This window comes from Mycobacterium angelicum (assembly GCF_002086155.1).
Taxonomy (GTDB): Bacteria; Actinomycetota; Actinomycetes; order Mycobacteriales; family Mycobacteriaceae; genus Mycobacterium; species Mycobacterium angelicum.
The window spans coordinates 1-25271 of record NZ_MVHE01000004.1 but is presented as its reverse complement, the minus strand read 5'-3'; the positions used below and the strand labels follow the sequence as shown (position 1 = coordinate 25271).

Below are 25271 nucleotides of genomic sequence, written 5' to 3'. Positions count from 1 at the left end.
GCGACTCAGCGGTGGAAGAAACCCGAATGTCCGCTGTCGGTGCCGGGGAAGACACTCACATTGCCGACGCCCGAGTTACGTATGCCGGTGTTGAAGAATCCCGATTGCTGGAAGCCCGCGCCGTCGTTCACGCTATTGAAGAAGCCCGATCCCCGATCGCTGGAGTTCGAGACTCCCGACCCGCCGAAGCCGGAGTTATTGAGGCCCGATGTAGTGGGAGCCTGATTACGCGCTCCCGACGTGTCATCGCCGCCATTCGTGAATCCCGAGGCGCCGTTGCCGGCGTTGAAGAAGCCCGATGTGCCGGTGCCGGTGTTTCCGAACCCGGAGCTGGGCCCGGTGCCGTCGGACACGTAACCGAATCCGGTGTTGAGGTTGCCCGAGCTGAAGCCGCCGGTGTTGACGTTGCCCGAATTCCCCCACCCGGTGTTCAGCTCGCCGGCATTGGCCCACCCGGTGTTGGCGTGGCCGGAGTTGAAGAAGCCGGTGGCGGTCTTGCCCGAGTTGAACATTCCGGTCACTTCCTGGCCGGAATTGAAGAAGCCGGTTGTGTAGCGCCCGGAGTTGAATGCGCCCGTCACTTCGCCTGCGGTGTTTCCGACGCCGGTGGCCTCCAGGCCGGTGTTCCAGAAGCCGGTGTTGGTGCCGCCGGGATTCCATGAACCGGTGTTGTTGGTACCCGCGTTCCCGTAGCCCACGTTCTCGAAGCCGGAATTGAAAATGCCCACATTGCCGGTACCGGAGTTGAAGAAGCCGATGTTCCCGGTGCCGGAGTTGCCGAACCCGATGTTGCCGCTGCCGCTGTTCAGGCCGCCGATGCCGATCTGGTGGTCGCCGGTGAGGCCGAAGCCGATATTTCCGGTGCCGGTGTTGGCGAAGCCGATGTTGCCATTGCCGACATTGGCGAAACCCCAGTTGGAGTCGCCGATGTTGGCGTTGCCGCGGTTGAAATTGCCGATGTTTCCGCTACCGATGTTGGACTGGCCGGGGGTTTCCGTCGGGCCGACGTTTCCGAAGCCGATGTTGCCATCGCCCTTGTTACCGCCGCCGTAATTCCCTTTTCCTTCGTTCCCGAAGCCGACGTTCTGGTTGCCGCTATTGCCGCCGCCCACGTTGCCGGTGCCGTGATTGCCGCCGCCGACGTTCGAGTCGCCGGTGTTGCCGCTGCCGATGTTGGAATTACCGAGGTTTCCGCCGCCCACGTTCGAATTGCCGGTGTTGCCGCTGCCCAGGTTGGTACTGCCCTTGTTTCCGTCACCGGCATTCTGATTGCCGGTATTGCCGCTGCCGATGTTGCCGTTGCCCTTGTTGCCGATACCGAGGTTCCCGGAGAAGCCGAACAGGCTCTGCAGCGACTGCTGCCAGGACGTCAGCTGCGCGGCCGCCGCTGACGCGCCCGAGTGGTAGCCGACCATCGCGGTCACGTCCTGGGCCCACATCTCCTCGTAGCTGCTTTCGGCCGCGGCGATCGCCGGCGCGTTCTGGCCGAACAGGTTCGACAGCACCAGCGACACGATCTGAGAACGGTTGACCGCCACCGCTATCGGTTGCACCATCGCCGTCTGCGCCGCCTCGAATACGCCGGCAACCGCTCTGGCCTGCCCGGCGGCACCCGCGGCCCGCCCTGCCGTCGCATCCAGCCAACTCGCATAGGGCGCGGCGACCGCCGCCATCGCCGCCGACGCCGGACCCTGCCACGCCTGACCTGCCAACCCGGAAGTCACCGCGCTGAACGAGGACGCCGCCGAGCCCAGCTCGGCAGACAACCCCTCCCAGGCCGCCGCGGCTTCCAACAACGGTCCCGAACCAGCACCGGTGAACATCAGCGCCGAATTGATCTCCGGCGGCAGCACCGCGAAATTCGCCAGCATCACGACTCCTCGACTCGCCCCCACCGCGGCAGCCACTCGGCGCGCGGCTGCACATAACCTAGCGGCCCCGGGCCCCGGTCGTGAGCAAATCGGCCAATCCCCTTGCACCCCTTGGAACAATGGTCGTTTGGCGACGCGCGTAGCGTCATTTGTCGTGACTACGCAAACAGATCAACAGGAGCACCGCTCCGATTTGACGGTGGACGTCGTGGTGCTCGGCGCCGGGCCGGTCGGCCAGAACGCCGCGGACCGCGCCGCGGCGGCCGGGCTGCGCGTCGCTGTCGTCGAACGGGAGCTCGTCGGAGGCGAATGTTCGTATTGGGCTTGTGTGCCGAGCAAAGCGCTGTTGCGTCCGGTCATCGCGATCTCCGAAACGCGTCGAGTGGACGGCGCACGCCAGGCGCTCACCGGTGCTGTCGATGCCGCCGGTGTGTTCGGCCGGCGCGATCGCTACGTGAGCGATTGGGACGACACCGGCCAGGCCGATTTGGTGCGCGGAATCGGCGCGACGCTGATCCGCGGGCACGGACGGTTGGACGGCCCGCGGCGAGTCCGCGTCACCACTCCCGGCGGAGAAAGACTCTCGCTGACCGCCCAGCATGCGGTCGTCATCTGTACCGGAAGCCGACCGGCCCTTCCGGACCTGCCCGGCATGGCCGAAGCCCGGCCGTGGACGAATCGCCAAGCCACCGACAGCAGTTCGGTACCACGACGCCTCGCGGTGATCGGCGCAGGCGGCGTGGGCGTCGAAATGGCAACGGCCTGGCCGGGATTGGGCTCCTTGGTAACCCTGTTGGTTCGCGGATCTCAACTGCTGCCCCGGATGGAGCCATTCGTAGGGGAATTCATCGGACGCGGACTCGCCGAGGCAGGCGTCGACGTCCGCACGGGTGTCAGCGTCCGCGCGCTGCGCCGCCCCGAACGCGACGGGCCGGTGGATCTCGAACTGGACGACGGCACCGTATTGCAGGTGGACGAAGTGCTGTTCGCCACCGGCAGGGCCCCGCTGACCGGCGACATCGGCTTGCAGACAGTAGGACTGACGCCGGGCGACTGGCTGGACGTCGACGACACCTGCCGCGTGCGGGCCATCGACGACGGCTGGCTGTATGCCGCCGGCGATGTCAATCACCGTGCGCTGCTGACGCACCAGGGCAAGTACCAGGCCCGCATCGCCGGCGCCGCAATCGCCGCACGCGCCAGTGGGCGGCCGCTGGACACCACCCCGTGGGGCACCCATTCGACCACCGCCGACCACCACGCGGTGCCGCAGGCATTCTTCACCGACCCCGAAGCCGCCGCGGTGGGGCTGACGGCGGAGCAGGCCGCGCAGGCGGGTCACCGGATCAAGGCGATCGACGTCGAAATCGGAGATGCGGTAATGGGAGCCAAGCTCTACGCCGATGGGTACACCGGGAGGGCGCGCATGGTGGTCGACGTCGACCGGGGCCATCTGCTCGGTGTGACGATGGTCGGTCCCGGCGTGACGGAGATGCTGCACTCGGCCACCATCGTCGTGGCGGGCCAGGTGCCCGTCGACCGGTTGTGGCACGCCGTGCCGTGCTTCCCGACGATCAGCGAGTTATGGCTGAGATTGCTTGAGGCGTACCGGGATTCGTTCTTCACCGTCGTTTAGTGTTCGGTCAGCAGGCCTCGTCGACGATGTCGAGCACCTCGACCTCGATTGGGCCGGTGAGCAATTCGGTGACCCGCGCCCGGTAGTCCACATAGTGCGCCGACGCCCGGTGCGCCTCCAGTGCGCGCCGGCTGGCATAGCGCTCGAATAGGACAAAGCCGCCGTCGTCGGCGATTTCATAGAGGTCGTAGGTGCGGCATCCGTCCTCGGACCGGGTCGGGGTAACCATCGTTTTCAGCAGCGCGCGTAGGGCGTCGCGAGAACCGGGCCGGGGCGCGAATCTTGCGATGACCGCTATCGGGCGGGACAGGGCACAGGACATGGCGGGGCCTTTCTGCAGGGGGTTCTTGACCAACTCGACTTAAGACGTTTTAATACGTGTTATGACCTCTGTCAAGCTGGACCTGAATGCCGCCGATTTGCGGATTTCGCGCGGCAGCGTCCCGGCCAGCACCCAACTCGCCGAGACACTCAAGGCGCAGATCGTCGCGCAGCAGCTGCCCCGGGGCGGTCGCCTGCCCAGCGAGCGCGAGCTGATCGAAAGCTCGGGCCTGAGCCGGGTGACGGTGCGTGCGGCGGTGGGCATGCTCGAGCGTCAGGGCTGGCTGATTCGCCGGCAGGGGCTGGGCACGTTCGTCGCCGATCCGGTGAAGCAAGAGCTGTCTTCGGGTGTTCGCACCATTACCGAGGTGTTGTTGAGTTCGGGTGTCACCCCGCAGGTGGAGGTGCTGTCTCATAGCACCTGTGCGGCACCGCAATTCGTCGCTGAGGCGCTGGGACTGGACGAGGTGCTGTGTATTCGCCGGCTGTTTGGGGCCGGCGCGGAACCCCTGGCGTTGGTGACGGCGTACCTGCCGCCGTGGGTGGGCCACGCTGTCGAACCGCTGCTGTCGAGTGCGGCCGACACCGAAACCACATACACGATGTGGGAGCAGCGCCTTGGCATCCGAATCGCCAAGGCCACCCATGAAATCCACGCGGCCGCCGTTTCTCCGGACGTGGCCGAAGTGCTTGGCCTGCCGCAGAATTCGCCGGTATTGGTGCTCGAGCGCACCAGCTACGACAAAGACGACAAGCCGCTCGAGGTGGTGCTGTTCCACTACCGCCCGGAGCGCTACCGGTTCGCCGTCACATTGCCCCGGACAATGGCCGGTCCGGGCGCCGGAATCATCGAGAAGCGAGAAACCCAATGAAACCCAGCGAAACCCACGTCGGCCTCATTCTGGCTCTTACCGTCAACGGTCTGGCGGTGAGCAACTACCCGGACATGGTCACCGTCTCCCAATCGGCGGAGCAATACGGCTTTGATTCGGTGTGGTTGTGCGACCACTTCCTCACCATCAGCCCGGATGACTACGTCAAAGACGCCGGTATCGCCGCCGACTCCGGCCGTGGCCCGTCCGCAAACCCGATATCGATGCCGTTGCTGGAATGCTGGACGGCCCTGACCGCACTGGCCCGCGACACCACCCGGCTGCGCCTGGGCACCAGTGTGCTGTGCAACTCCTACCGTCATCCCGCGGTGCTGGCCAAGATGGCGGCCACGCTGGACGTCATCTCCGAGGGCCGGCTGGATCTGGGATTGGGCGCCGGCTGGTTTCAGCGCGAGTTCGAGGCCTACGGGATTCCGTTTCCTCCCGTGCGTGACCGGGTGTCCGCGCTTGACGAGGCGCTGCAGGTCATTCGGGCGGTGTGGACCGAGCCGAACCCCACGTATTCCGGACAGTTCTACACCCTGGACGGCGCGATCTGCGATCCGCCGCCGGTTCAGCGGCCGCACCCGCCGTTGTGGATCGGCGGGGAAGGCGATCGAGTCCATCGCATCGCCGCCAGGCACGCGCAGGGCCTGAATGTGCGCTGGTGGTCGCCGCTGCAGGTGACGCAGCGGCGCGATTTCCTGGCTCGCGCGTGCGAATCGGCCGGTCGCGCACCGGAGAGTCTGCGGTTGTCGGTGACGGCTCTGCTGGCGCCGACGGAATCGGCCGAGGACGAGTCCCGGATCCGGGCCGAGTTCGCGTCGATTCCCGAATCCGGGCTCATCGTCGGCTCGCCCGAGCGGTGTCTAGCGCGCATTCGCGAGTACCAGGACTGCGGGGTCGGCCAGTTTCTGTTCACGGTCCCGCACGTGGTGAAATCCGACTACCTTCATGTCATCGGACGCGACATACTTCCGGCGATCAAGTGCACGAGCTAGAGGAATTCCTTTCTCCCACTGCGTATCTCGATTCGGCCCATCCGCTCGTTCGGGCGACGGCGGCAAAGCTGGTGGCAGACAGCTCATCCGAGACCGATCGCGTCGGGCGGATCTATCACTATGTGCGCGACCTGCCCTACGACATCCTGGCGTCGTTTCGCTACCTGGCGCAGGGACAAAACCGTGCCAGCGACGTGATCGGCCACGGCGTCGCGTTCTGTATGGGCAAGGCAAGCTCCTTCGTCGCCCTGTGCCGAGCCGCCGGCGTTCCGGCGCGCATCGCCTTCCAGACCCTGGACTGCCCGGATAAGGAATTCCTATCCCCCGAAGTTCGCGCGCTATGGGGTGCGTCCCGGCCACTGCCGTGGCATTCCCTGGGCGAGGCGTATCTGGGCGGACGCTGGATCAAGCTGGACGCCACCATCGACGCGTCCACCGCCGCACTGCTCGGCAAGCCCTACCGGCAGGCGTTCGACGGCAGCACCCCGATAGCGACTGTGGAGGGCCCTATCCTGCGGGATAACGGCAGCTACGCCGACTACCCGGCTGACGTCGCACAGTGGTATGAGCGAATCGCCCGCGCGGTCCTCGCGGCGCTGGAGTCCGCGGAGGTCGCGGCACAGGTCGCCGGTGACGACGAATTGTGGGCCGGTCCGCCACTCGAGGCGGTGGCGCGTCACTCAGCGAATTCTCAACTGATTCTTCGGCGCCACATTCCTTAGTTCAAAGGATCCGCATAGGCGCCGGCCGCAGCATTACTCGCATGATGACTCAGCCGCTCTCGGCAACCCTGATCGAACGCTATCTGCGCACCCGCGGACGCCGGTATTTCCGCGGCCAGCATGACGGCGAATTCTTCTTCGTCGCCGATGTGCACCTGCGCCGGCTACACGTCCATCTCGAGATCTCGCCGGCACACCCCGACGTGCTCACCATCCGGGTCACGCCGGCCTGCTTCTTCCCCGCCGACGACTATGCCTGGCTGGCCCAGTTCGCCGACACCTGGAACGAGAAGCGCCGCGACATCACCGCGATCGTGCACGGATCTTCCGACCCGCGACGCATCGGAGTCGAAGCCCAGCAGTGCCGGTGGTTTACCGAAGAGATTGCCTTCGAGGAATTCGCGGAGTTCGTCGACCGCACGCTGACGGCTGCGATCGATCTCTTCGCGGGCCTGGCGCCGGTTCCCGGATTGGCTTCGCCCACAAGGGCTTTGGTATTAGACGCCGGTTGACAGCGGCGCGCGTGAAGTTCGACGAGCCATTAGGCGGCCAGCACGGCGTCGAGTGCCGAGTAAAACAGGCCGAGGCCGTCCTCGGACGGCCCGGTGAGCGCCTCGATGGCATGTTCGGGGTGTGGCATCAGGCCGACGACCCGGCCATTTGCTGAGCTGATCCCGGCGATGTCGCGCAGCGAGCCGTTGAGGTTTTCGTGGTAGCGGAACACCACTCGGCCCTCGCCTTCCAGTTCGTCGAGCACCTGCTGCGACGCCACATAACGGCCCTCACCCGACTTCAGCGGTACCAGCAGGTCCGCGTCCGGCTCAAAACGTGACGTCCAGGCGGTCGACGTCGACGCCACCCGCAACCACACGTCGCGACAGACGAAGTGCAGCCCCACATTTCGGGTCAGCGCCCCAGGGAGCAGCCCGGCCTCACATAGCACCTGAAATCCGTTGCAAATTCCCAACACCGGCATCCCGCGGCCGGCCGCGGCGACAACTTCACCCATCACCGGGGCGAATCTGGCGATCGCACCCGCGCGCAGGTAGTCACCGTAGGAAAAGCCGCCGGGCACCACCACGGCGTCCACGCCTTTGAGATCGGCGTCGGCGTGCCACAGGCTGACCGCCTCAGCGCCGACCAGCCGCGCCGCGCGTGCGGCGTCCACATCGTCAAGCGTGCCCGGGAACGTGATGACCCCGATGCGTGTCGTCACTGAGCGTCCCGGCTGATGGTCCAGTCCTCGATCACCGTGTTCGCCAGCAGCGACTCGGCGATCTCGGCGAGGGTGGAATCGTCCACCGTGTCATCGACGTCCAGCTCAAACCTTTTGCCCTGGCGGACATCTGAGATCCCAGGATGGCCGAGGCGCCCGAGCGCACCGACGATCGCCTGACCCTGCGGGTCCAGAATCTCCGCTTTGGGCATCACATGCACGACCACCCGGGCCACCGGCGTCCTCCTCAGGGCATAACGGTCGAAGATCGACGCCAACTCTACCGGCGGCCCGTTGCCGCAGCGCGCGCTACTCGCCCTTACGCACCCGAGTAGGTGGCCTCAACCGTCTGTTCACCAAGAACTTTCATCTCTTTGATCCGCAGCTGGTCGGACAGACCCTTCTCCTCGATGACCGCCTGGAGGCGGTCGTAGAAGTGGCGCACCAGCGCCTCAAAAGTCGGTGAAAAGTCGACCGTGCACAGCTTCAGTCCACCTTTTCGGGTGATCGCAGCGATGTCCTCATAGAGCGGGTCGTTCTTATCGACGACGAATGCGTGGTCCACTTCGTCCAGAATGGGCCGAAATGCGTTGTCCAACAGGTCGGTATCCAAGAGGAAGTACTGGTCGTCAAGAGTGTCACCGGTAAGGGTCACCGATACGAATATCGTGTGGCCGTGCAGGTTGGCGCATTTGTTAGCCACCAATTCCGGGGTAAAAAGCTCACTTCCGCCCCGGCTGGTCCGCATGTCGTGCGTCCATGTCCGATGACCCATTTCGAGGCGAATAGTCTGCTTGATGGTGTAGGCCATACCTGCTCCCTGGATGTATTCGGTTAGGACTGACTTCGCTTAGTTAATGCCATAGCTGGCGTTGAGAGTGGATGCGCAACGAAGTTCCGCGCGCCTGAGCACGCAGCCGTCGACCTGCAGCTTGCCGCTCACCTGCTCGTATATGTGCTGCACAAGACCCTCGATGGTGGGGTTGAAGTCGACGGGATAGACCTTGTCGGCCACGTCTGCGAGCTCACAGAGCTTCACAAACTCATCGAATATCGGATCTTCGGTCCAAATGATGAAGGAGTGGTCCAAGGAGTCGATAATGGGCCGCACGACCACAGCAAGTTCATTGGTATCGAACACGGTCCTCATCCCATCGAGCTCTAGCTCCGACTCGAGAATGAGCTTTAACTCCCAGGTGTGGCCGTGGATCGTTTCTTCTTTCTTATAGTCGAAACCCAGGGATCGGTGGCCGGCATCAAATCGAAACGTCTTCTCGATCGTGCGTGTCATAGGTTCTCCACCTCCGGGGCCAACAGCCGTACCCGGATACCGCGGGCTGTTACCGGTTTCGCCTAATGAATGTTAGATCCCTGGCCATGCCCGGCCAAGACCTATCAGCCGGCCAGAATTAACCGGTGACCGCCAAGCTCGTCGATTCGCCGCTGCGCTTCCCCGCGAGAATCCAGCGAAGCCTCGCTGAGGTCGGTCCACGCGCTGAGATCAAGCGGCGCCGCCGGGTTCGCGGACTGCGCTCGCGCGTCGCGTGCGGCCTGGAAGAACTCCTCGATTCGAGGGTGTTCGAGCCGGACATTGACGGCCTGGCACCGCTCACCGGCCAGCTTGGCCAGTGCAACGCTGTTGACTCCCAGCAACACCGGGGGGCGCGGCGACGGTAGTGGAAAGCCGTTCCACTTCGCGTCTCGGTTCGGGTCCCACAGCACGTCGCACAGGTCGAGAATGCTGACGAGGTGCGCGTGCCGATCTCGCATCGAATCGTGCAGCGGAATGCCGAGCACCTCGTGTTCTTGCGCCCAGCGGCTGCCCGGGGCGGCGCCGGCGCCCAGGCCGAATATGAAACGTCCCCCGCTGATCTCTTGCACCGAGGCGGCGGCAACCGCCGTCATGCCCGCCGTCCGGTTAGCCGCGTTGACCACCAGCGTGCCGATGCCGATCGTGGAGGTGGCCGCCGCCAACGCGCCGGCGAGCGTAAAGCATTCCAGCATACGGCTACTCGACAAAACCGAGCCCGACATGTGGTCGTAAACCCATGCGGTTCCGAAACCTTCGGCTTCGGCCCGCAACACGTTCTCCCTCAGCTCCGGCCAGGCGTGCATGGCTCCGCTATAGAGAACGTCGACTGTGACCATTGGCCGAACCTACAGCAGAAATACAGTGCCAGAGCCGATTTCCTGCCGCGCAGTCCTTCAGCATGAACCGATGTAGGCCGCGCACAGCGGGCTGGTCATGGCGTCCAGGACCGCGCTGTCGGAGATTACCGGCCACTGCACCACCGGCGCGGACGACCACAGCGTGAGTTCGCTGAGCGTGCTGCTGGATACGTGCGCGACAAGATAGGTATGCACCACGACCGGCCCGCTGATCACCGCGGCCATCCGCGTCGGTTCGTCGTCGGTGACCGACGGCGATTGCGCCGGTGCCCCCAGCTGGCAGGCGCGCAGTGCGGCTACGGCCGCGCCGAACACTCCGGCCGCGATCGCGCCCCCGCGGGCGGTGTCGCCACGCCAGTGCAGAATCTGGGCCTGCAGCTGCCACTGGCCGTCGGGGCGCGCCGCCGTCACCCGCCCGGCCACCGCGGAGATGCGGCTGTCCTGTGGAAAGGCCGGCGTGCCACACACTTCCTCGAAGCGGAACCGGGGCGTAGTCCCGGTTGTCGCGACGGCCGCTCCGGCCAGTGCGGGCCAGCCGTACACCGAATCCAGTGGGATCGCCTGCTTATGCATCCATGCGCTGCCGGGAATCTGGTCGCACACCGGTGGGCACGTTTCGGGCTCCGCGTGCACGGGCGGCACCACCAGCAGCGTGACCACCAAGCTGCCGGCGACCAACATCGCCGCCAGCATCACCCGCATGTGCACCATCTCATTCCGGGCCTCATCAGTGCACAATCGTAAACATGCAACTGACGCATTTCGGTCATTCCTGCCTGCTCGCCGAGTTCGGTGCAACCAAGGTGCTCTTCGATCCGGGTACGTTTGCGCACGGCTTCGAAGGCATCACCGGGCTGTCCGCAATCCTGATCACCCACCAGCACCCCGACCATGTCGACGTCGCACGGCTACCCGCGCTGCTGGACGGCAACCCCGGTGCCGTGCTGTACGCCGATTCGCAAACCGCGGCGCAACTCGGCGAGCCATGCCAGGAAGTGCACGTCGGCGATGAGCTGCCGGTGGGCGACGTGACCATCCGCGCGGTCGGTGGCCGGCACGCCGTGATCCATCCGGAAATCCCTGTGATAGAAAACCTTTCGTACTTGGTGGACGACGGCGAGCACCGTGCCCGGCTGATGCATCCCGGTGACGCATTGTTCGTGCCCGACGAACCGGTGGACGTGTTGGCCAATCCGGCGGCCGCGCCGTGGATGCGGATCTCCGAGGCGATCGACTACCTGCGGGCCGTCGCCCCGGCCCGCGCGGTGCCCATTCACCAAGGCGTCGTCGCCCCGGATGCCCGGGGCATCTATTACAGCCGGTTCACCGAGATGACCGACGCCGATTTCCAGGTGCTGCCCGAGGAGACCGCAGTCACCTTCTGAGCCGCCGCGTACCTGCCGCGAGCTAGGAAATGTCGTCGGCGGCGCCGCGGCCGGCGGCGCGGCCGGAGAAGATGCAGCCACCCAGGAAGGTGCCCTCCAGGGCCCGGTAACCGTGTACGCCGCCGCCACCGAAACCGGCCACCTCGCCGGCGGCGTACAGGCCGCTCAGCGGCGTCCCGTCGGACTTGAGCACTCGTCCGTCGAGGTCGGTTTCGATGCCGCCCAACGTTTTCCGGGTGATGATGTGCAGCTTGACGGCGATCAGTGGTCCGGCCTTCGGATCGACCAGCCGGTGCGGCGCCACCACCCGGCCGAGCCGGTCGCCCAGATAGCCGCGGGCGGCCCGAATCGCGGTGATCTGGCCATCCTTGCTGAACTTGTTGACCACTTCACGATCCCGGGCGGTGACGGCGGCCTCCACGGTGTCGTAATCCAGCGGAACCACGTCGGGCAGCTCGTTCATGCCGTCCACCAACTCACTCAAGGTGTGCGCGCTGACGAAGTCCACACCCTTGTCGATGAAGGCCTGAACCGGCCCCGGCGGCCCCGACCGCAGCCGCGAGCTCACCAGTTCGCGCAGGCTCTGGCCGGTCAAGTCGGGATTCTGCTCCTGGCCGGACAGCGCGAATTCCTTCTCAATGATCTTGGCGTTCAACACAAACCAGGTGTAGTCGTACCCGGACTGGGTGATGTGTTCCAGCGTTCCCAAGGTGTCGAAGCCGGGATACAGCGGAACCGGCAACCGATTGCCCGCGGCATCCAGCCACAGCGACGACGGGCCCGGAATGATCCGGATGCCGTGCAGCGGCCAGATGGGGTCGTAGTTGGTGATGCCTTCGGTGTAATGCCACATCCGGTCGGGGTTGATCACCCGTGCGCCGGCCCGTTGCGAGATGCCGATCATCCTGCCGTCGACGTGCGCCGGGACCCCGCTGAGCAATTGCCTTGGGACGCGGCCCATCCGCTTCGGCCAGTTCTTGCGCACCAGATCGTGATTGCCGCCGATGCCGCCGCTGGTGACGAGCACGGCCGAGGCGCGAAACTCGAATTTTGCCAATGCTTTTCGTGACGACGGCGCACCGCGCGGCTCGTCTGAGGGTTCCAGCACGGTGCCCCGAACTCCCGTCACCGCATCACCCTCGACGATCAGCTTGTCGACCTGGTGGCGGTGGGCGAACCGCACGTTGGGCCGGTTGTGCAGCCGGCGAGCGAAGATCTCGACCAGTGCCGGCCCGGTACCCCAGGTGATGTGAAATCTCGGCACGGAGTTGCCGTGTCCCTGTGCGTCGTAACCGCCGCGCTCAGCCCAGCCCACCAACGGGAAGATCTTCAGCCCGCGCGCACGCAGCCAGCTGCGCTTCTCCCCCGCCGCGAAATCGACGTAGGCATGTGCCCATTGCTCAGGCCAGTAATCCTCTGGACGATCGAAAGCCGCTGTCCCCAGCCAGTCCTGCAGGGCGAGTTCATGGCTGTCACGGATGCCCAGCCGGCGCTGCTCGGGGCTGTCCACGAAGAACAGCCCGCCAAAGGACCAGTAGGCCTGGCCGCCCAGATTGGCGCTGTTCTCCTGGTCCACGATCAGCACCCGCAAGCCGCGGTCCACTAGTTCACAGGCGGCTACCAGGCCCGAAAGGCCGGCGCCGACGATAATCGCGTCGGCGGTGAACCCGTCCGGCACAGCAGAATCGCTCATGTCGGTACAGGGTAGTGGTAGCGGTTACCTCGCCTGCCGCAAGGTTTTAGGCGGCGTCGAGGATCGCCTTGTCCCGCCGCCACCGGTAGACCGTCGGCGCGCAGCCGTGCATCAAGGCCAGGTCGACGGCATCCAGCATGGCCTGACGCGGCCCGGGCTTGCGCAGATGATGGGCGGCCACCGCGATCCGCACCACCCCCTCGCGCCGGGCGATGCGCTCGGCCGACATGACTACCATCCGGCACCACCACGGCTCGGCCAGAAATCCCTCCCCGATGCCGAGCACGCGGGCACGCACCGTGGAATTGCGGACCAGATCGGTGATCCCGTGGAAATCGGCGAGCATGCGAAAGCCGTTGCCCGGCAGGGCTTTCACCACCCCGGGCGAAACCAGCCAGCCCGGTGCGGCAAACAACCGGGTACGCAGCCCGAGGTGTTCGAGGATCCGGTCGGCGGCCATCAGCCGCAGGTTCGCCTCATGGGCGTGCAACGTCGCGAACTCGCCACGCCGCCTCTTGGTTGCGGCCTCGTCGTACCCGTGCAGCACCAGCGCATCGCCGCCCGCGCGCCGCTCAGCCAGCCAGTCAACGGTTTGCGCGTCCCGGTCAAGCCGGTACTCACCGCGCAGGCGCGGAGACACCAACAACGAGACGGGTACCGAGCGGGCATCCATCTCCCCGCAGAATGCGTCGACTTCGGCCAGGGTGTTCACACCGATGCTCGATACCGAAACGATCAGTTTTCCAGACACGCTTGTAGTTTGCCGATCCCAGGTTTCGGGACGGTGAAGTACATGCAGACAATAGACGTATATCCAGCCCATCTGACCAGCGCAAAGAGCGGCCGTCCGCAGGGTTGGGCCGGTAGCTGTCGCCCGCCCCGATATGCTCAGCAACGCCATGGATGAGGCGCGAGCCGCAGCAGCAGATACCGGGGTGCCCAGCACGGGGCAGTCACACCCCGGCGAACACGTTTATCCCGACAAGCTCGACGCCGGGACACTCCGGGTCGCCGGGGTTTGCCTGCTGGCCGCGTTCATGTCGATCCTGGACACCACGGTCGTCAGCGTCGCCCAACGCACATTCATCGTCGAGTTCGGTTCTACTCAGGCCGTCGTCGGCTGGACCATGACCGGCTACATGCTTGCGATGACGACGGTGATACCGATAACCGGTTGGGCAGCAGATCGATTCGGCACCAAACGGATCTGGATGGGTTCGGTTTTGGCGTTTGTCCTCGGCTCACTGTTGTGCGCGTTGGCGCCGAATATTCTGCTGCTCATCGCCTTTCGGGTGGTGCAGGGAATAGGTGGCGGCATGTTGATGCCGCTGGGCTTCATGATCCTGACTCGGGTGGCCGGGCCAAGACGGCTGGGACGCATGATGGCGGTCCTGGGCATCCCGATGCTGCTCGGCCCGCTCGGCGGACCTACCCTGGGAGGCTTACTGATCAGCGCCTTCGGTTGGCCGTGGATCTTTTTGGTCAACCTGCCGATCGGATTCACCGCATTGATCATGGCGACATTTGTGTTCCCCAAGGACCGCCCAACACCATCCGAGGCGTTCGACCTGGTCGGAGTACTACTGTTATCGCCCGGCCTGGCCGCACTGCTCTTCGGCGTGTCGTCCATTCCAGGTCGCGGCACGGTGGCCGATCGTCATGTGTTGATCCCGGTAGGCATTGGCCTGGCCTTGATCGTCGCGTTCGTGCTGCATGCCTGGTACCGCGTCGACCACCCCCTTATCGATCTGCGGCTGTTCCGCAATTTTGTGTTCACCCAAGCCAATGTGACGCTGCTGGTATTCGCGATCGCGTTCTACGGCACGGGCCTGCTGCTGCCGGGTTATTTGCAGCAGGTGCTGCACCAGACGCCGTTGCAGTCCGGACTGCATATGGTCCCCAATGGGCTCGGCGCGATGCTGACCCTCCCATTCGCCGGAGCTTTCATGGACCGGCGCGGTCCGGGCAAGTGCGTGTTGCTTGGTCTGACCGTGATCGTCATTGGCCTGGTCACCTTTACCTTCGCTATGGCCACGCAGGCGGCGTACCTACCGATGCTGATGGCCGGCCTGATGATCGTGGGCATGGGTATGGGGTGCACGACGACACCGCTTTCCGGAGCCGCGATGCAGACGCTCGCTCCGCGAGAGATCGCCCGCGGTTCGACGCTGCTCAGCGTCAACCAGCAAGTGGGCGGCTCAATCGGAACCGCCTTGATGTCGATGATGCTGACCAATCAAGTGAATCGCAGCGAAAACATCGCCGCGGCAAACAAGGTGGCCGCGGAAATGACACGACGTCCCGTCAACCCGGCATTGAGCAGTGCTGCGCTGCACGACCTTTCCCACGCCTACGCGGTTGTGTTCGCGGTCGCGGTCGTGCTGATGGCGCTGAGCATCATTCCGGCGACGTTCTTGCCCAAACGGCCGGCCGGCTGATCAACCGGCCGGCTGATCAACCGTCGACGACGACCGCCGACTCAAACGATTCGTCCACGGGCGGTCACCCAACGCCCTACTCTTGTCGGGTCGGTTTTGGCGTTCGCCGCGTCGGCGGTTGCGATAGGAAGGATATTGTCGCGATGCAATATCTGGTTCTGCCGCCCGAAGTGAATGCGGCGCTGATGTTTTCCGGTGCCGGGTCCGGGCCATTGCTGTCATCGGCCGCGGCTTGGGACGGGCTGGCAGCCGAATTGAATTCGGCGGCAACGGGATTCACGTCGACGATCTCGGGGCTGGCAGACCAGTGGTGGCGGGGTCCGTCGTCGGCATCGATGCTCGCCGCCGCGACGCCGTATTCGGGGTGGCTAACCGCGGCGGCCGCCCACGCCGAGCAAGCCTCGGGACAGGCTCAATCGATAGCCGCCGCCTTCGAAACAGCGTTCACCGCGACGGTGCCACCGCCGGCAGTTGCGGCCAATCGAGCCCAGTTGGTGTCGCTTGCCCGGTCGAACCTGTTCGGCCAGAACATTCCGGCGATTTTCGCGACGGAGTTCGAGTACGAGCAAATGTGGGTCCAGAATGTCGTCGCAATGGCGGACTACCACGCGAGCGCCACGATCGCCGCCGCGGGACTTTCCCCGTGGCAAAGCCTGCTCAGCGCGTTTGATTGGAATCCGGGGTTCGGGAACATAGGTCGTGGCAACATCGGCTCCGGCAACACCGGCAACTACAACGCCGGCAGCGCCAACACCGGCGACGTCAATTTGGGCAGCGGCAATCTCGGCAGCTACAACGTCGGGAGTGGGAACTCGGCCGGCGACAGAAGACCGGGAAGCGGAAACGTCGGCAGCGGAAACAACGGCAACTTCAACCTGGGCAACGGGAACCGCGGCGACTGGAACTTGGGCAACGGAAACCACGGCGCCGCCAATGCCGGCGGCGGGAACACCGGGAACTCGAACATTGGTAGCGGCAACACCGGAAACACCAACGTCGGCAGCGGCAACAACGGCGATTCGAATGTCGGGTACGGAAACAACGGCACCAGCAACGTCGGCCTTGGCAATACCGGCAGCTTCAACATCGGCTTCGGCAACACCGGCGTCGGCAACATCGGCATCGGGCTCACCGGCGACCACCAAATCGGCTTCAATTTCGCTGGCGGGCTCAACTCCGGCACCGGCAACATCGGCTTGGGCAACTCCGGGACCGGAAATATCGGCTTCTTCAACTCAGGTACCAACAACGTGGGCATCGGGAACGCCGGCACCGGCAACACCGGCATCGCCCTCACGGGCCAAACCAACACCGGCTGGGGCAGCTCGGGCGATGTGAACAGTGGATTCTTCAACTCCGGTGGGCTGAACACCGGGTTCTTCAACTCTGGCAGCGAAAATTCCGGCCTCTTCAACTCCGGTCAGACGAACACCGGCGCTTTCAATTCCGGCAACGTCAACACCGGCAACTTCGACTCGGGCTTAACCAATTCGTTCGGATTCAATTCGGGCGATACGAACACCGGCTTTTTCAACTCAGGCTTCGTGAACACCGGTGGATTCAACGCCGGCCATCTGAACACCGGGTTCGGAAACAGCGGCGACGGCCCCGGCCCCTATTCGGGCTTCGGCAACAACGGCCCGGGGCCCAATTCGGGCTTCTGGAACGATGGCAGCTTCAACTCGGGCTTCGGCAGCATACAGAGCAGCCTGACCAGTGGCTACGGGAACATCGGAAACGCCGTCTCCGGCCTGGGAAACCTGGGCGAATTGAACTCGGGCATCCACAACCGCGGCGGTCACGGAAACTCCGGTTACGCGAATTCTGGTCCGGAGAACGGGTTTGCGAACTCCGGCTTGTACAACGTCGGCTTCTTCAACTCCGGCGGCTTCAACACGGGCAGCAGGTTTTCGGGCTTCTGGCATTCAGGTTGACAAGCCGGCGGTAGCGATCAGCCAGGCGTACTGGAATGCGGTTTCCTTCCAGCGTTCATAGCGGCCGCTGATGCCACCGTGACCGGCGTTCATCTGGGTCTTCAACAGCACCGGGCTGCCCGCAGCGCTGGTGTCACCGTTGGTGTGCCGCAGCGCCGCAACCCATTTCGCCGGCTCGACATAATAGACCCGGGTGTCGTTCAGCGATGTCATCGCCAGGATGGCCGGATACCTTCTGGCTGCGACGTTTTCGTACGGCGAATACGACTTCATGTACTCGTAGACGTCACTGTCGCTCAACGGGTTGCCCCACTCGTCCCACTCGGTGACGGTCAGCGGCAACGACGGGTCCAGGATCGTGGTCAGCGGGTCGACGAACGGCACCTGCGCGAGAATCCCGGCGAACAGATCCGGCGCCATGTTGGCCACCGCGCCCATCAGCAGCCCGCCGGCACTGCCCCCGAGAGCCACCAGCTGCTGCGGCCGGGTGATCCCCGTCTGCACCAAATGCCTTGCCACCGCGATGAAATCGGTGAACGTGTTCTTCTTCTCCAGCATCTTGCCGTGCTCGTACCACAGCCGTCCCATCTCGCCGCCACCGCGGACGTGGGCGACCACACACGCCATGCCGCGGTCCAACAGCGAAATCCGGGCGATGGAGAACCTGGGATCCTCGCACATCTCGTAGGCGCCGTAGCCGTAAATCATTGCCGGAGCCGGGAATTCGAGCCCGACGCGGTGCACGATGGAAATGGGGATCCGGGCGCCGTCGTCCGCGTGGGCCCAATCGCGGCGTTCGACGTAGTCCTCCCGGCGGTAGCCGCCGAGCACCGGCTGCTCTTTGAGCAAGGTGCGCCCGCCGGTCACCAGATCGATGTCGTAGATCCGCATCGGGGTGATGAAAGATCCAGCGCCCACCCTCAGCTTCGGCGTAATCCAGTTCGGATTGGGGCCGAGGCCCGCCGACATCAGCTCGGAGTCGAACGAAACCTCCTCGGGCGCACCGTAACCGTCGTCTGTCAAGGGCCACAACTGAATCCGGGGCAGCGCCTCGCGCCGGTAGCTGACCACCAGATGCTCGGCGAAGGCATCCATGCCGTCCAGCCGGACATCGTCACGGTGCGCAATCAGGGTGTGTTGCCGCGTCGGGTCGCCGACGGGCGCGTCGGTCAGCGTGAAGTTCACCGCGCCGTCGTTGTGCAGGATCAGGAATCGGTCCTGCCCGCCGACGACGGCGTGCTCGACCGAGTACTCGACACCCTCCCGCCGGGGCAGCACGACGGTGAACTCGGCATCGGGGTCGGCCGCGTCGGCGTAGCGGACCTCAGAGGTGACGGACGAGCCGGCCGCGATCATCACGTAGGCGTTGCTGCGGGTGCGTCCGACCGCGAGCCAGAACCGTTCGTCGGGTTCGTGGTAGACCTGCTCGGACGAGTCGGCGGCGCCGAGCCGGTAGCGCCACACCGTATCCGGGCGCCAGGCCGCGTCCACCGTCGTGTAGTAGACGGTGCGGTTGTCGGCGGCCCAGGTCGCCCCGGCGCCGATGCCGACGATCTCGTCCGGATACTGCTCGCCGGTGCGTAAGTCCTTGAACCGCAGCGTATATCGTTCATCGCCGACCACATCGACCGAAAAGGCAAGCAGGTTGCCGTCCAGGCTGATGCCGGCCGCGCCCAGCGCGAAGAAGTCGTGGCCCTCGGCTTCCACGTTTTCGTCGAGGACCAATTGTTCACCGGGTATTTCGGTGTGCTGATCGAACTCCGGCGGATCCCAGTCGTCGGGATCGGCCACCGGGCAACGGCAATGGACGGCGTACTGTTTGCCCTCGAAGGTGCGGCCGTAGTACCACCAGTCGCCGCGCCGGCTCGGAACCGACAGGTCGGTTTCCTTGGTGCGGGCCTTGATCTCGTCGAAGATCTTCTGCCGCAACGGCTCCAGGTGTGCGGTCAGCTGATCGGTGTAGTCGTTTTCGGCCTCGAGGTAGGCGATGACTTCCGGGCTGTCCTTGTCACGCAGCCATTCGTAGGGATCGATGAAGACGTCGCCGTGATGCTCGCGCCGGGTCTCCACCCGTTTCGCCTTGGGCGGAGTCGGATTTGCCGTCATGCGCCCGGCCCGATCCAGCTGTCGAAGCTCAGGCCCGAAATACGTTCGTAGGCATTGATATAGCGGTCACGCGTGGCTTTGATGATGTCATCCGGCAGCGGCGGCGGCGGCACAGTGCCGTGCCGGTCCCAGCCGGACGCGGGACTGGTGAGCCAGTTGCGGACGAACTGCTTGTCGAAGCTGTTCTGGACCACACCGGGCCGGTACTCGTCGGCGGGCCAGTACCGAGACGAGTCGGGGGTGAAGATCTCGTCGGCCAGCAACAGGTTTCCGTCGCGGTCGCTGCCGAATTCAAACTTGGTGTCGGCGATGATGATTCCCTTGGTCAGCGCGTGGTCGGCGGCCTGGACGTAGATCTGCAGGGTGCGGTCGCGCAGTTGGTTGGCAGGCACCACGCCCACCATTTCGATCACCCGGTCGAACGAGATGTTCTCGTCGTGGTCACCCAGTTCGGCTTTGGTTGCCGGAGTGAACAGCGGCGTGCTGAACTTGCTGGCCTCGACCAATCCGGGTGGCAACGCAATGCCGCACACCTTGCCGGTCGCCTGATAGTCCAGTAACCCCGACCCGGTCAGGTAGCCGCGGGCCACACACTCGACCGGGAACATTTCCAGCCGGCGTACCACAAGCGCGCGGCCGAGCACGTCGTCGGGGATGCGCGGGTCGTCCGGTGGGCCGGCCAGGTGGTTGGGCGCGTCGACCAGGCCGAAGAAGAACACGCTCATCGCGGTCAAGATGCGGCCCTTGTCCGGGATCGTGCTGTCCAGGACGAAGTCGTACGCCGAGATCCGATCGCTGGCGACCAGCAACAGATGCTCATCATCGACGCGGTAGATGTCACGGACCTTGCCGCTGGTCAGATGCCGGTAATCGGACAATGCGGGACGCATCGGGTCAGCCTATCGGGCGGGATAAGACCAGCACTGTGCTGGGATCAGCACTATGACGCGGTACTTGCCCTACTCCACCAGACCGGTCCGACTGTTCATCCAACTGATGAGCGACATCGTCGTTGCGGTGTGGACCACGATATGGGTGTTCGTCGGCATCGCCGTGCACAGTGCAATCTCGACGATCGCCGAGGCGGGCCGGCAGGTGGAGATCGGCGCGCACGGCGTCGCCGGCAATCTGGGCTCGGCGGGCCACGGCGCACAACACGTGCCGTTGGTCGGTGACGCGCTCAGCAAGCCGCTCACCGCTGCCGCCGACGCGGCCCTCGACATCGCCGGGGCGGGGCACAGTCTGGACACCACGGCGAGCTGGCTCGCGGTGGTGCTGGCGATCGCGGTGTCCGCGACGCCGATTCTCGCTTTCGGCGGGCCGTGGCTGTTTTTGCGGCTGCGGTTCTTCCGGCGCAAGTGGACCGTGACTGCGCTGGCCGCAACGTCGGCCGGTCAGCAGCTGCTCGCGTTGCGCGCGTTGGCGAACCGCTCGCCGGCCAAGCTGGCCGCCGTCAGCGCGGATCCCGTCGGCGGGTGGCGCCAGGAGGATCCGGCGATCATCCGCGGGCTGGCCGCCCTCGAGCTGCGGGCGGCCGGGATCAGCCTGCGGCGTTATTGACGGCCCGCAGCAGACCGGCGCTGGCGACGATGACCCAGGCCGCCAGTGCTACCCAGAAGAACACCAGCGACACCGTGCTGAGCGAACGCTGACCGAGCTCGGCCGCCGTCGCGGCGGTGGCTGCCGAGTACATGCCCAGCGGGAATACCATCGCCCACCACACACCGGCGAAGTGCAACATGCCGGGCCGCCGGTTGATTCGCTGCAGGCCGAAGTAGATCAACGCCGGTATCCACAGCGTGGCCGCCACCCAGGTAGTCACGGTGAGCACTCGCACCGTCGGCGCCAGCCAGCTCGCGGCCAGGGTATGGATGTTGTCACCGGCCAGCGTGGCAATCGCCAACCCGCCCATGAGAATCCAGGAATCGGGCTCCAGCTCCTTGGCGCGCTCGGCGATCGCGCGCCACAAAATCAGCCAGGTCATCAACCCGTAAAGACATAGAGCCACCAGCCAGACCGGCACGGCCACCCACAGCCCCCAGTGATGCGGGGTGTGCAGATCCACCTGGGTGGCAACGATCGCCAGACCCGAGGTACCCACGCTGGCCAGCTCCCAGGCGCCGTGCGCCCGGTCGCGCAGCGCCCTCCAGGGGCGAGCCTTCGCCATGTTGCGCGCACTGAGCAACGCCAGCGCCAACCACGACGACAACGCAACGGCGCCAAGCACATACATCACCGCGGCAGAGGACGCCAGCCGGCTGTCCAGCACCGCACAGGCGGCAACGAAGGTGAATAGTCGCAGTGTCACGTCGGGATCGGTCAAGTCCCACAATGCGTTTCGTTTGGCGAGTGCAAGGGCCATCACCAATCCGGCCAGGGCAACGAGTGCGGCCGTGGCCAGCACGCCCAACGCGTCACTGATCCGGGTGTACTCATGCTTGCCCGCGGCGATCGACAGGATTCCGGTAGCCATCACCGCGGCGAACACGTCGGGTGCCGGCTCGAGGTCAGCGAGCCGGGCCTTCACCGCAGTTCGACGACTAGGTGCCGGATGCCGGTATGCCGGTTGCTGCGTGTCCATTCCACGGGTTGGGTCACCCGGACGCCCTCGAAGCGCGTCAGCAGTTCCTCATACAGCACCCGCAGCTCCAGCCGGGCCAGATTGGCACCCAGGCAATAGTGCACGCCCTGTCCAAAACCCAAGTGCGGGTTTGGTTTCCGGCGAATGTCGAACTCGTCCGGGCGGTCGAACACATTGGCGTCCCGGTTGGCCGAGCCCTCCCAGATCTGCACCTTCTGCCCCGCCTCGATCGACTGGCCGCCGAGCGTGACGTCGCGGGTGGCGGTGCGCCGCTTCGACGGCGACGGCGAGGTCCAGCGGACCATCTCCTCGACGGCCGTCGGCAATGACTCGAGATCGGTTCGCAGCGCACGCAATTGATCTGGATGCTCGGCCAGCGCCAGCAGGCCGCCGGCCACCGCGTTGCGGGTCGTCTCGGCGCCGGCGCTGAACAGCAGGCTGAAGAACAGGTACACCTCGAGGTCGCTTAGGGCCGGCGCCTGGGCATCGTCGAGCATCGCGTTGGCGACGACCGACAGCATGTCGTCGGTCGGATTGGCCCGCTTGGCCGCGATCAGCTCCTGGCCATAGCTGTACATCCGCGAGCCGGCTTCTTCGAGCGACAGCTGCGACAGCGAGGCCTTGCGGGATCCGCCGAAATCGAATTGCGGCTCGATGGCCTCGAACAGCCAATGCCGTTCGGATTCCGGCACTCCCAGCAGGATGCAGATCATCTGCATCGGCAGCTCGGCGGCGACCTCGACCAGAAAGTCCAACGGCTCACCCGGCTGCACGGCGTCCAGCAGTCGGCGGGTGCGGGCGCGCAGGTCGTCCTCGACGCGGCGGATCATCCGCGGGGTCAGCCCGGAGCTGACGAGTCGCCGGATGTATGAATGCCGTGGGTCGTCCATCATGTTGAGCACCTGGCCGGCAATGGCCAAATCCTGCAGCAGCGTGCCGCCGAACGGCCGGTCACCGCCGGTGACCGACGAGTAAGTCACCGGATCACGAAGTACCTCAAGGGTTTCCGCGTGGGTGGCCACCGACCAGAAGCCTTCGCCGTCGGGAGTGTTGTCGGTCGGCTCGTGCCAGTACACCGGCGCCTGGCGTCGATGGACGGCGAACAAGTCGTGCGGAAAACCATTGGCGAAGTTGTCCAGGTCGGTGAAGTCGATATCCGCGAGAGCGCCGGCGAGAGTCACAGGATCGCTCCCGGAGTGTATTTGGCCGCGTCGGGATAGCGGCCCACCAACGCGTCCACCATCGCGGCGACCTCGTCGACCTGGTCGCCAGCGGCTCCGGTGAACGCCTTCTTGTCGGCCAGTGCGGCGTCTAGCGCATCGCGGCTCAGCGGCAGCCGCGGATCGGCGGCCAACCGGTCCAAGAGGTCAGGCTCTGCGCCCTGTTCGCGCATGGCCAGCGCGGTGGCTACCGCGTGCTCGCGGATCACGTGGTGCGCGGACTCGCGGCCCATGCCCGCTCGCACCGCCGCCATCAACACCTTGGTGGTGGCCAGGAACGGCAGGTAGCGGTCCAGCTCGCGCTGGATCACCGCCGGGTATGCGCCGAACTCGTCCAGCACCGTCAGGAACGTCTCGATCTGCCCGTCGACGGCAAAGAAGCTGTCCGGCAACGCAACCCGGCGCACCACCGAACAGAAGACGTCGCCCTCGTTCCACTGCGCGCCGGCCAACTCGGCCGACATCGAGGCATAGCCGCGCAGCACGACCTGCAGCCCGTTGACCCGTTCACAACTGCGGGTGTTCATCTTGTGCGGCATCGCCGAGGAGCCCACCTGGCCCGGCGCGAAACCCTCGGTGACCAGTTCGTGCCCGGCCATCAGCCGAATGGTGTGGGCCAGCGAGGACGGTCCGGCGCCCAGCTGAACCAGTGCGGACACCACATCGTGGTCCAGCGAGCGCGGATACACCTGCCCGACGCTGCTGAAAACCAGTGCGAAGCCTAGGAAGTCGGCGACGCGACGCTCCAATTCGGCGAGCTTGGCGCTGTCGCCGTCCAGCAGGTCGAGCATGTCTTGGGCGGTGCCCATCGGGCCCTTGATGCCACGCAACGGGTAGCGCTCGATCAACTCCCGCAGCCTGGTCAGCGCGACCAGCGTCTCCTGCGCGGCCGAAGCGAATCGCTTGCCCAGCGTGGTGGCCTGCGCGGCGACATTGTGGCTGCGCCCGGCCATGACCAGGTCGCGATAGACCACCGCACGCTCGGCGAGCCGGGCCGCCACGGCCACTCCGTGCGAGAAGACCAGATCCAGCGAGCGCCGGATCTGCAGCTGCTCGACGTTCTCGGTCAGGTCGCGACTGGTCATTCCCTTGTGCACCTGCTGGTGACCGGCCAGCGCGTTGAATTCCTCGATGCGGGCCTTGACGTCGTGGCGCAGGGCGCGCTCGCGGGTCGCGATCGAGCCCAGGTCGACGTCCTCGAGGACGCGTTCGTAGTCGGCGATCGCCTTGGCGGGGACGTCCACGCCCAGCTCGGCCTGTGCCTTGAGGACGGCCAGCCACAGGCGCCGCTCGGCTACCACTTTGGCCTCCGGCGACCAGATGGCGACCATCTCGGCGCTGGCATAACGGTTGGCCAGCACGTTCGGCATGCTCACTGGGGAACTCACGAAACACAGCTTACGGTCGTGCGGTGCCCTGATTTGATTTCCTGGCTGCGTCCTATCGATGGGCTCCGCGGGGTGTTGGGGGGCGGAAAAGACGAAATCGGCGTTTCGCATTCCCTACGGCGATACAATTCGCTCCTGCCCGTGCGTTGCTGGTAACCGGGCATCTCGCGGGTCGTCCCAGCTTTTTGGGCCATGACCTCATGGGAGGTGTCCGATGTCGTATGTGATCGCAGTGCCGGAGTGGATGGCGGCCGCTGGCACGGATTTGGCGGGTATCGGTTCGGCGATCGGGGCGGCCAACGCCGCGGCGGCGGGCAACATCGAGGCGGTGCTGGCCGCGGGCGCCGATGAGGTGTCGGCGGCGGTTGCGGCGGTGTTCGGCGCGCACGCCCAGTCCTATCAGACGGTGAGTGCGCAGGCCGCGGTGTTTCATGACCAGTTTGTGCGGGCCTTGACCGCCGGCGCGGGTTCCTATGCGGCCGCCGAGGCCGCCAGCGCCGCGTCGATAACCAGTCCGCTACTCAACGCGATCAACGCGCCCTTCGTGGCGGCTACCGGACGCCCACTGATCGGCAACGGCGCCAACGGGGCGAACGGGACCGGGGCTGTCGGGGCCGCCGGCGGGGCCGGTGGTTGGTTGTACGGCAACGGCGGCGCGGGCGGGTCCGGCGTAATTGGCGGTGCCGGGGGGGCCGCCGGGCTGTTCGGCAGCGGCGGC

The 25271-nt window shown here is 65.4% G+C and carries 24 protein-coding genes and 1 pseudogene; 10 read left to right on the top strand and 15 right to left on the bottom strand.

Features of this window, described 5'->3' with window-relative positions; all coding sequences use genetic code 11:
* Positions 1–5 precede the first annotated feature (5 nt).
* On the bottom strand, positions 6–1871 hold the full coding sequence (locus BST12_RS04000) for a PPE family protein (RefSeq protein WP_083111725.1): 1866 nt from the start codon (positions 1869–1871) through the stop codon (positions 6–8).
* A gap of 154 nt (positions 1872–2025) precedes the next feature.
* Between BST12_RS04000 and BST12_RS03995 the strand changes: the two genes are divergently transcribed.
* Entirely contained in the window at positions 2026–3507 is a 1482-nt protein-coding gene (locus BST12_RS03995; protein WP_139801479.1) for a dihydrolipoyl dehydrogenase family protein, read from the top strand.
* Positions 3508–3514: 7 nt separating this feature from the next.
* Here the strand turns inward: BST12_RS03995 and BST12_RS03990 are convergent, their stop codons facing one another.
* Positions 3515–3817 carry a putative quinol monooxygenase gene (locus tag BST12_RS03990; RefSeq protein ID WP_083111906.1) on the bottom strand — a complete coding sequence of 101 codons (303 nt, stop codon included), beginning with the start codon at positions 3815–3817 and terminating at the stop codon, positions 3515–3517.
* A gap of 73 nt (positions 3818–3890) precedes the next feature.
* Between BST12_RS03990 and BST12_RS03985 the strand changes: the two genes are divergently transcribed.
* From BST12_RS03985 to BST12_RS03970, 4 genes are read left to right on the top strand one after another with little or no spacing between them, the layout of a single operon-like run.
* Positions 3891–4700 carry an Rv0792c family HTH-type transcriptional regulator gene (locus tag BST12_RS03985; protein ID WP_083111724.1) on the top strand — a complete coding sequence of 270 codons (810 nt, stop codon included), beginning with the start codon at positions 3891–3893 and terminating at the stop codon, positions 4698–4700.
* A complete protein-coding gene (locus BST12_RS03980) occupies positions 4697–5701 on the top strand; it encodes a TIGR03619 family F420-dependent LLM class oxidoreductase (protein ID WP_083111723.1) in 1005 nt (334 codons plus the stop codon). The genes BST12_RS03985 and BST12_RS03980 overlap by 4 nt, the downstream gene beginning before the upstream one ends.
* The gene (locus BST12_RS03975) at positions 5689–6423 is read left to right on the top strand and encodes a transglutaminase-like domain-containing protein (protein WP_083111722.1); all 735 of its coding nucleotides are present in this window, start codon (positions 5689–5691) and stop codon (positions 6421–6423) included. The genes BST12_RS03980 and BST12_RS03975 overlap by 13 nt, the downstream gene beginning before the upstream one ends.
* Positions 6424–6464: 41 nt before the next feature.
* Positions 6465–6935, top strand: a complete 471-nt coding sequence (locus BST12_RS03970; RefSeq protein ID WP_245850046.1) for a hypothetical protein — start codon at positions 6465–6467, stop codon at positions 6933–6935.
* Between the two features lie 29 nt (positions 6936–6964).
* On the opposite strand, the gene purQ is transcribed toward BST12_RS03970, so the two are convergent.
* From purQ to BST12_RS03940, 6 genes and pseudogenes are all read right to left on the bottom strand, one after another.
* Positions 6965–7639 (bottom strand): phosphoribosylformylglycinamidine synthase subunit PurQ, encoded by a 675-nt coding sequence (purQ, locus tag BST12_RS03965; protein ID WP_083111721.1) that lies wholly within the window; start codon positions 7637–7639, stop codon positions 6965–6967.
* Positions 7636–7875 carry a phosphoribosylformylglycinamidine synthase subunit PurS gene (purS, locus tag BST12_RS03960; protein ID WP_083111720.1) on the bottom strand — a complete coding sequence of 80 codons (240 nt, stop codon included), beginning with the start codon at positions 7873–7875 and terminating at the stop codon, positions 7636–7638. The genes purQ and purS overlap by 4 nt, the downstream gene beginning before the upstream one ends.
* An 83-nt stretch (positions 7876–7958) precedes the next feature.
* Positions 7959–8450, bottom strand: coding sequence for a 6-pyruvoyl trahydropterin synthase family protein (locus tag BST12_RS03955; protein ID WP_083111719.1), 492 nt, complete (start codon positions 8448–8450; stop codon positions 7959–7961).
* A 39-nt stretch (positions 8451–8489) separates the two neighbouring features.
* Positions 8490–8930: a 6-pyruvoyl trahydropterin synthase family protein gene (locus BST12_RS03950; protein WP_083111718.1), complete on the bottom strand. Its 441-nt coding sequence runs from the start codon at positions 8928–8930 to the stop codon at positions 8490–8492.
* Between the two features lie 104 nt (positions 8931–9034).
* A complete protein-coding gene (locus BST12_RS03945) occupies positions 9035–9787 on the bottom strand; it encodes an LLM class flavin-dependent oxidoreductase (RefSeq protein WP_083111717.1) in 753 nt (250 codons plus the stop codon).
* 57 nt (positions 9788–9844) lie between these two features.
* A pseudogene (locus BST12_RS03940) lies at positions 9845–10578 on the bottom strand (ATPase).
* Between BST12_RS03940 and BST12_RS03935 the strand changes: the two are divergent.
* On the top strand, positions 10555–11193 hold the full coding sequence (locus tag BST12_RS03935) for an MBL fold metallo-hydrolase (RefSeq protein WP_083111715.1): 639 nt from the start codon (positions 10555–10557) through the stop codon (positions 11191–11193). The pseudogene BST12_RS03940 and the gene BST12_RS03935 sit on opposite strands and share 24 nt — an antisense overlap.
* 22 nt (positions 11194–11215) lie before the next feature.
* Here the strand turns inward: BST12_RS03935 and BST12_RS03930 are convergent, their stop codons facing one another.
* Both BST12_RS03930 and BST12_RS03925 read right to left on the bottom strand, forming a co-directional pair.
* Positions 11216–12886, bottom strand: coding sequence for an FAD-binding dehydrogenase (locus BST12_RS03930; protein ID WP_083111714.1), 1671 nt, complete (start codon positions 12884–12886; stop codon positions 11216–11218).
* Between the two features lie 46 nt (positions 12887–12932).
* Complete coding sequence (locus BST12_RS03925) at positions 12933–13637, bottom strand: DUF2334 domain-containing protein (protein WP_083111713.1); 705 nt, start codon at positions 13635–13637, stop codon at positions 12933–12935.
* Positions 13638–13770: 133 nt separating this feature from the next.
* On the opposite strand from BST12_RS03925, the gene BST12_RS03920 reads away from it, so the two are divergent.
* Both BST12_RS03920 and BST12_RS03915 read left to right on the top strand, forming a co-directional pair.
* Positions 13771–15324, top strand: a complete 1554-nt coding sequence (locus BST12_RS03920; protein ID WP_139801477.1) for a DHA2 family efflux MFS transporter permease subunit — start codon at positions 13771–13773, stop codon at positions 15322–15324.
* A 143-nt stretch (positions 15325–15467) separates the two neighbouring features.
* Positions 15468–17258: a PPE family protein gene (locus BST12_RS03915; protein ID WP_083111712.1), complete on the top strand. Its 1791-nt coding sequence runs from the start codon at positions 15468–15470 to the stop codon at positions 17256–17258.
* Here BST12_RS03915 and BST12_RS03910 read toward each other — a convergent pair.
* Entirely contained in the window at positions 17250–19364 is a 2115-nt protein-coding gene (locus BST12_RS03910) for a S9 family peptidase (protein ID WP_083111711.1), read from the bottom strand. The two genes, BST12_RS03915 and BST12_RS03910, sit on opposite strands and share 9 nt — an antisense overlap.
* Entirely contained in the window at positions 19361–20254 is an 894-nt protein-coding gene (locus BST12_RS03905) for a phosphoribosylaminoimidazolesuccinocarboxamide synthase (RefSeq protein WP_083111710.1), read from the bottom strand. The genes BST12_RS03910 and BST12_RS03905 overlap by 4 nt, the downstream gene beginning before the upstream one ends.
* A gap of 52 nt (positions 20255–20306) precedes the next feature.
* On the opposite strand from BST12_RS03905, the gene BST12_RS03900 reads away from it, so the two are divergent.
* Positions 20307–20924, top strand: coding sequence for a hypothetical protein (locus tag BST12_RS03900; RefSeq protein ID WP_083111709.1), 618 nt, complete (start codon positions 20307–20309; stop codon positions 20922–20924).
* Here BST12_RS03900 and BST12_RS03895 read toward each other — a convergent pair.
* The 3 genes from BST12_RS03895 to purB are packed head-to-tail and all read right to left on the bottom strand — an operon-like array spanning position 20905 to position 24541.
* Positions 20905–21891 carry a tellurite resistance/C4-dicarboxylate transporter family protein gene (locus BST12_RS03895; protein ID WP_139801476.1) on the bottom strand — a complete coding sequence of 329 codons (987 nt, stop codon included), beginning with the start codon at positions 21889–21891 and terminating at the stop codon, positions 20905–20907. The genes BST12_RS03900 and BST12_RS03895 overlap by 20 nt on opposite strands.
* A complete protein-coding gene (locus tag BST12_RS03890; RefSeq protein WP_083111707.1) occupies positions 21888–23126 on the bottom strand; it encodes a cytochrome P450 in 1239 nt (412 codons plus the stop codon). The genes BST12_RS03895 and BST12_RS03890 overlap by 4 nt, the downstream gene beginning before the upstream one ends.
* Positions 23123–24541, bottom strand: coding sequence for an adenylosuccinate lyase (gene purB, locus BST12_RS03885; protein ID WP_083111706.1), 1419 nt, complete (start codon positions 24539–24541; stop codon positions 23123–23125). The genes BST12_RS03890 and purB overlap by 4 nt, the downstream gene beginning before the upstream one ends.
* A gap of 226 nt (positions 24542–24767) precedes the next feature.
* On the opposite strand from purB, the gene BST12_RS03880 reads away from it, so the two are divergent.
* Positions 24768–25271 (top strand): PE family protein (locus BST12_RS03880; RefSeq protein ID WP_139801475.1); only part of this gene is annotated, 504 nt, incomplete at its 3' end.

What these genes read in the sequence shown, in the direction of transcription:
- BST12_RS03950 (WP_083111718.1), bottom strand. Translation starts at nt 8,930, where the DNA reads ATGACACGCACGATCGAGAAGACGTTTCGATTTGATGCCGGCCACCGA.
- BST12_RS03930 (WP_083111714.1), bottom strand. Translation starts at nt 12,886, where the DNA reads ATGAGCGATTCTGCTGTGCCGGACGGGTTCACCGCCGACGCGATTATC.
- BST12_RS03910 (WP_083111711.1), bottom strand. Translation starts at nt 19,364, where the DNA reads ATGACGGCAAATCCGACTCCGCCCAAGGCGAAACGGGTGGAGACCCGG.
- BST12_RS03980 (WP_083111723.1), top strand. Translation starts at nt 4,697, where the DNA reads ATGAAACCCAGCGAAACCCACGTCGGCCTCATTCTGGCTCTTACCGTC.
- BST12_RS03985 (WP_083111724.1), top strand. Translation starts at nt 3,891, where the DNA reads ATGACCTCTGTCAAGCTGGACCTGAATGCCGCCGATTTGCGGATTTCG.
- BST12_RS04000 (WP_083111725.1), bottom strand. Translation starts at nt 1,871, where the DNA reads ATGCTGGCGAATTTCGCGGTGCTGCCGCCGGAGATCAATTCGGCGCTG.
- BST12_RS03970 (WP_245850046.1), top strand. Translation starts at nt 6,465, where the DNA reads ATGATGACTCAGCCGCTCTCGGCAACCCTGATCGAACGCTATCTGCGC.
- BST12_RS03935 (WP_083111715.1), top strand. Translation starts at nt 10,555, where the DNA reads ATGCAACTGACGCATTTCGGTCATTCCTGCCTGCTCGCCGAGTTCGGT.
- BST12_RS03920 (WP_139801477.1), top strand. Translation starts at nt 13,771, where the DNA reads ATGCTCAGCAACGCCATGGATGAGGCGCGAGCCGCAGCAGCAGATACC.
- BST12_RS03945 (WP_083111717.1), bottom strand. Translation starts at nt 9,787, where the DNA reads ATGGTCACAGTCGACGTTCTCTATAGCGGAGCCATGCACGCCTGGCCG.
- BST12_RS03915 (WP_083111712.1), top strand. Translation starts at nt 15,468, where the DNA reads ATGCAATATCTGGTTCTGCCGCCCGAAGTGAATGCGGCGCTGATGTTT.
- BST12_RS03900 (WP_083111709.1), top strand. Translation starts at nt 20,307, where the DNA reads ATGACGCGGTACTTGCCCTACTCCACCAGACCGGTCCGACTGTTCATC.
- BST12_RS03955 (WP_083111719.1), bottom strand. Translation starts at nt 8,450, where the DNA reads ATGGCCTACACCATCAAGCAGACTATTCGCCTCGAAATGGGTCATCGG.
- BST12_RS03905 (WP_083111710.1), bottom strand. Translation starts at nt 20,254, where the DNA reads ATGCGTCCCGCATTGTCCGATTACCGGCATCTGACCAGCGGCAAGGTC.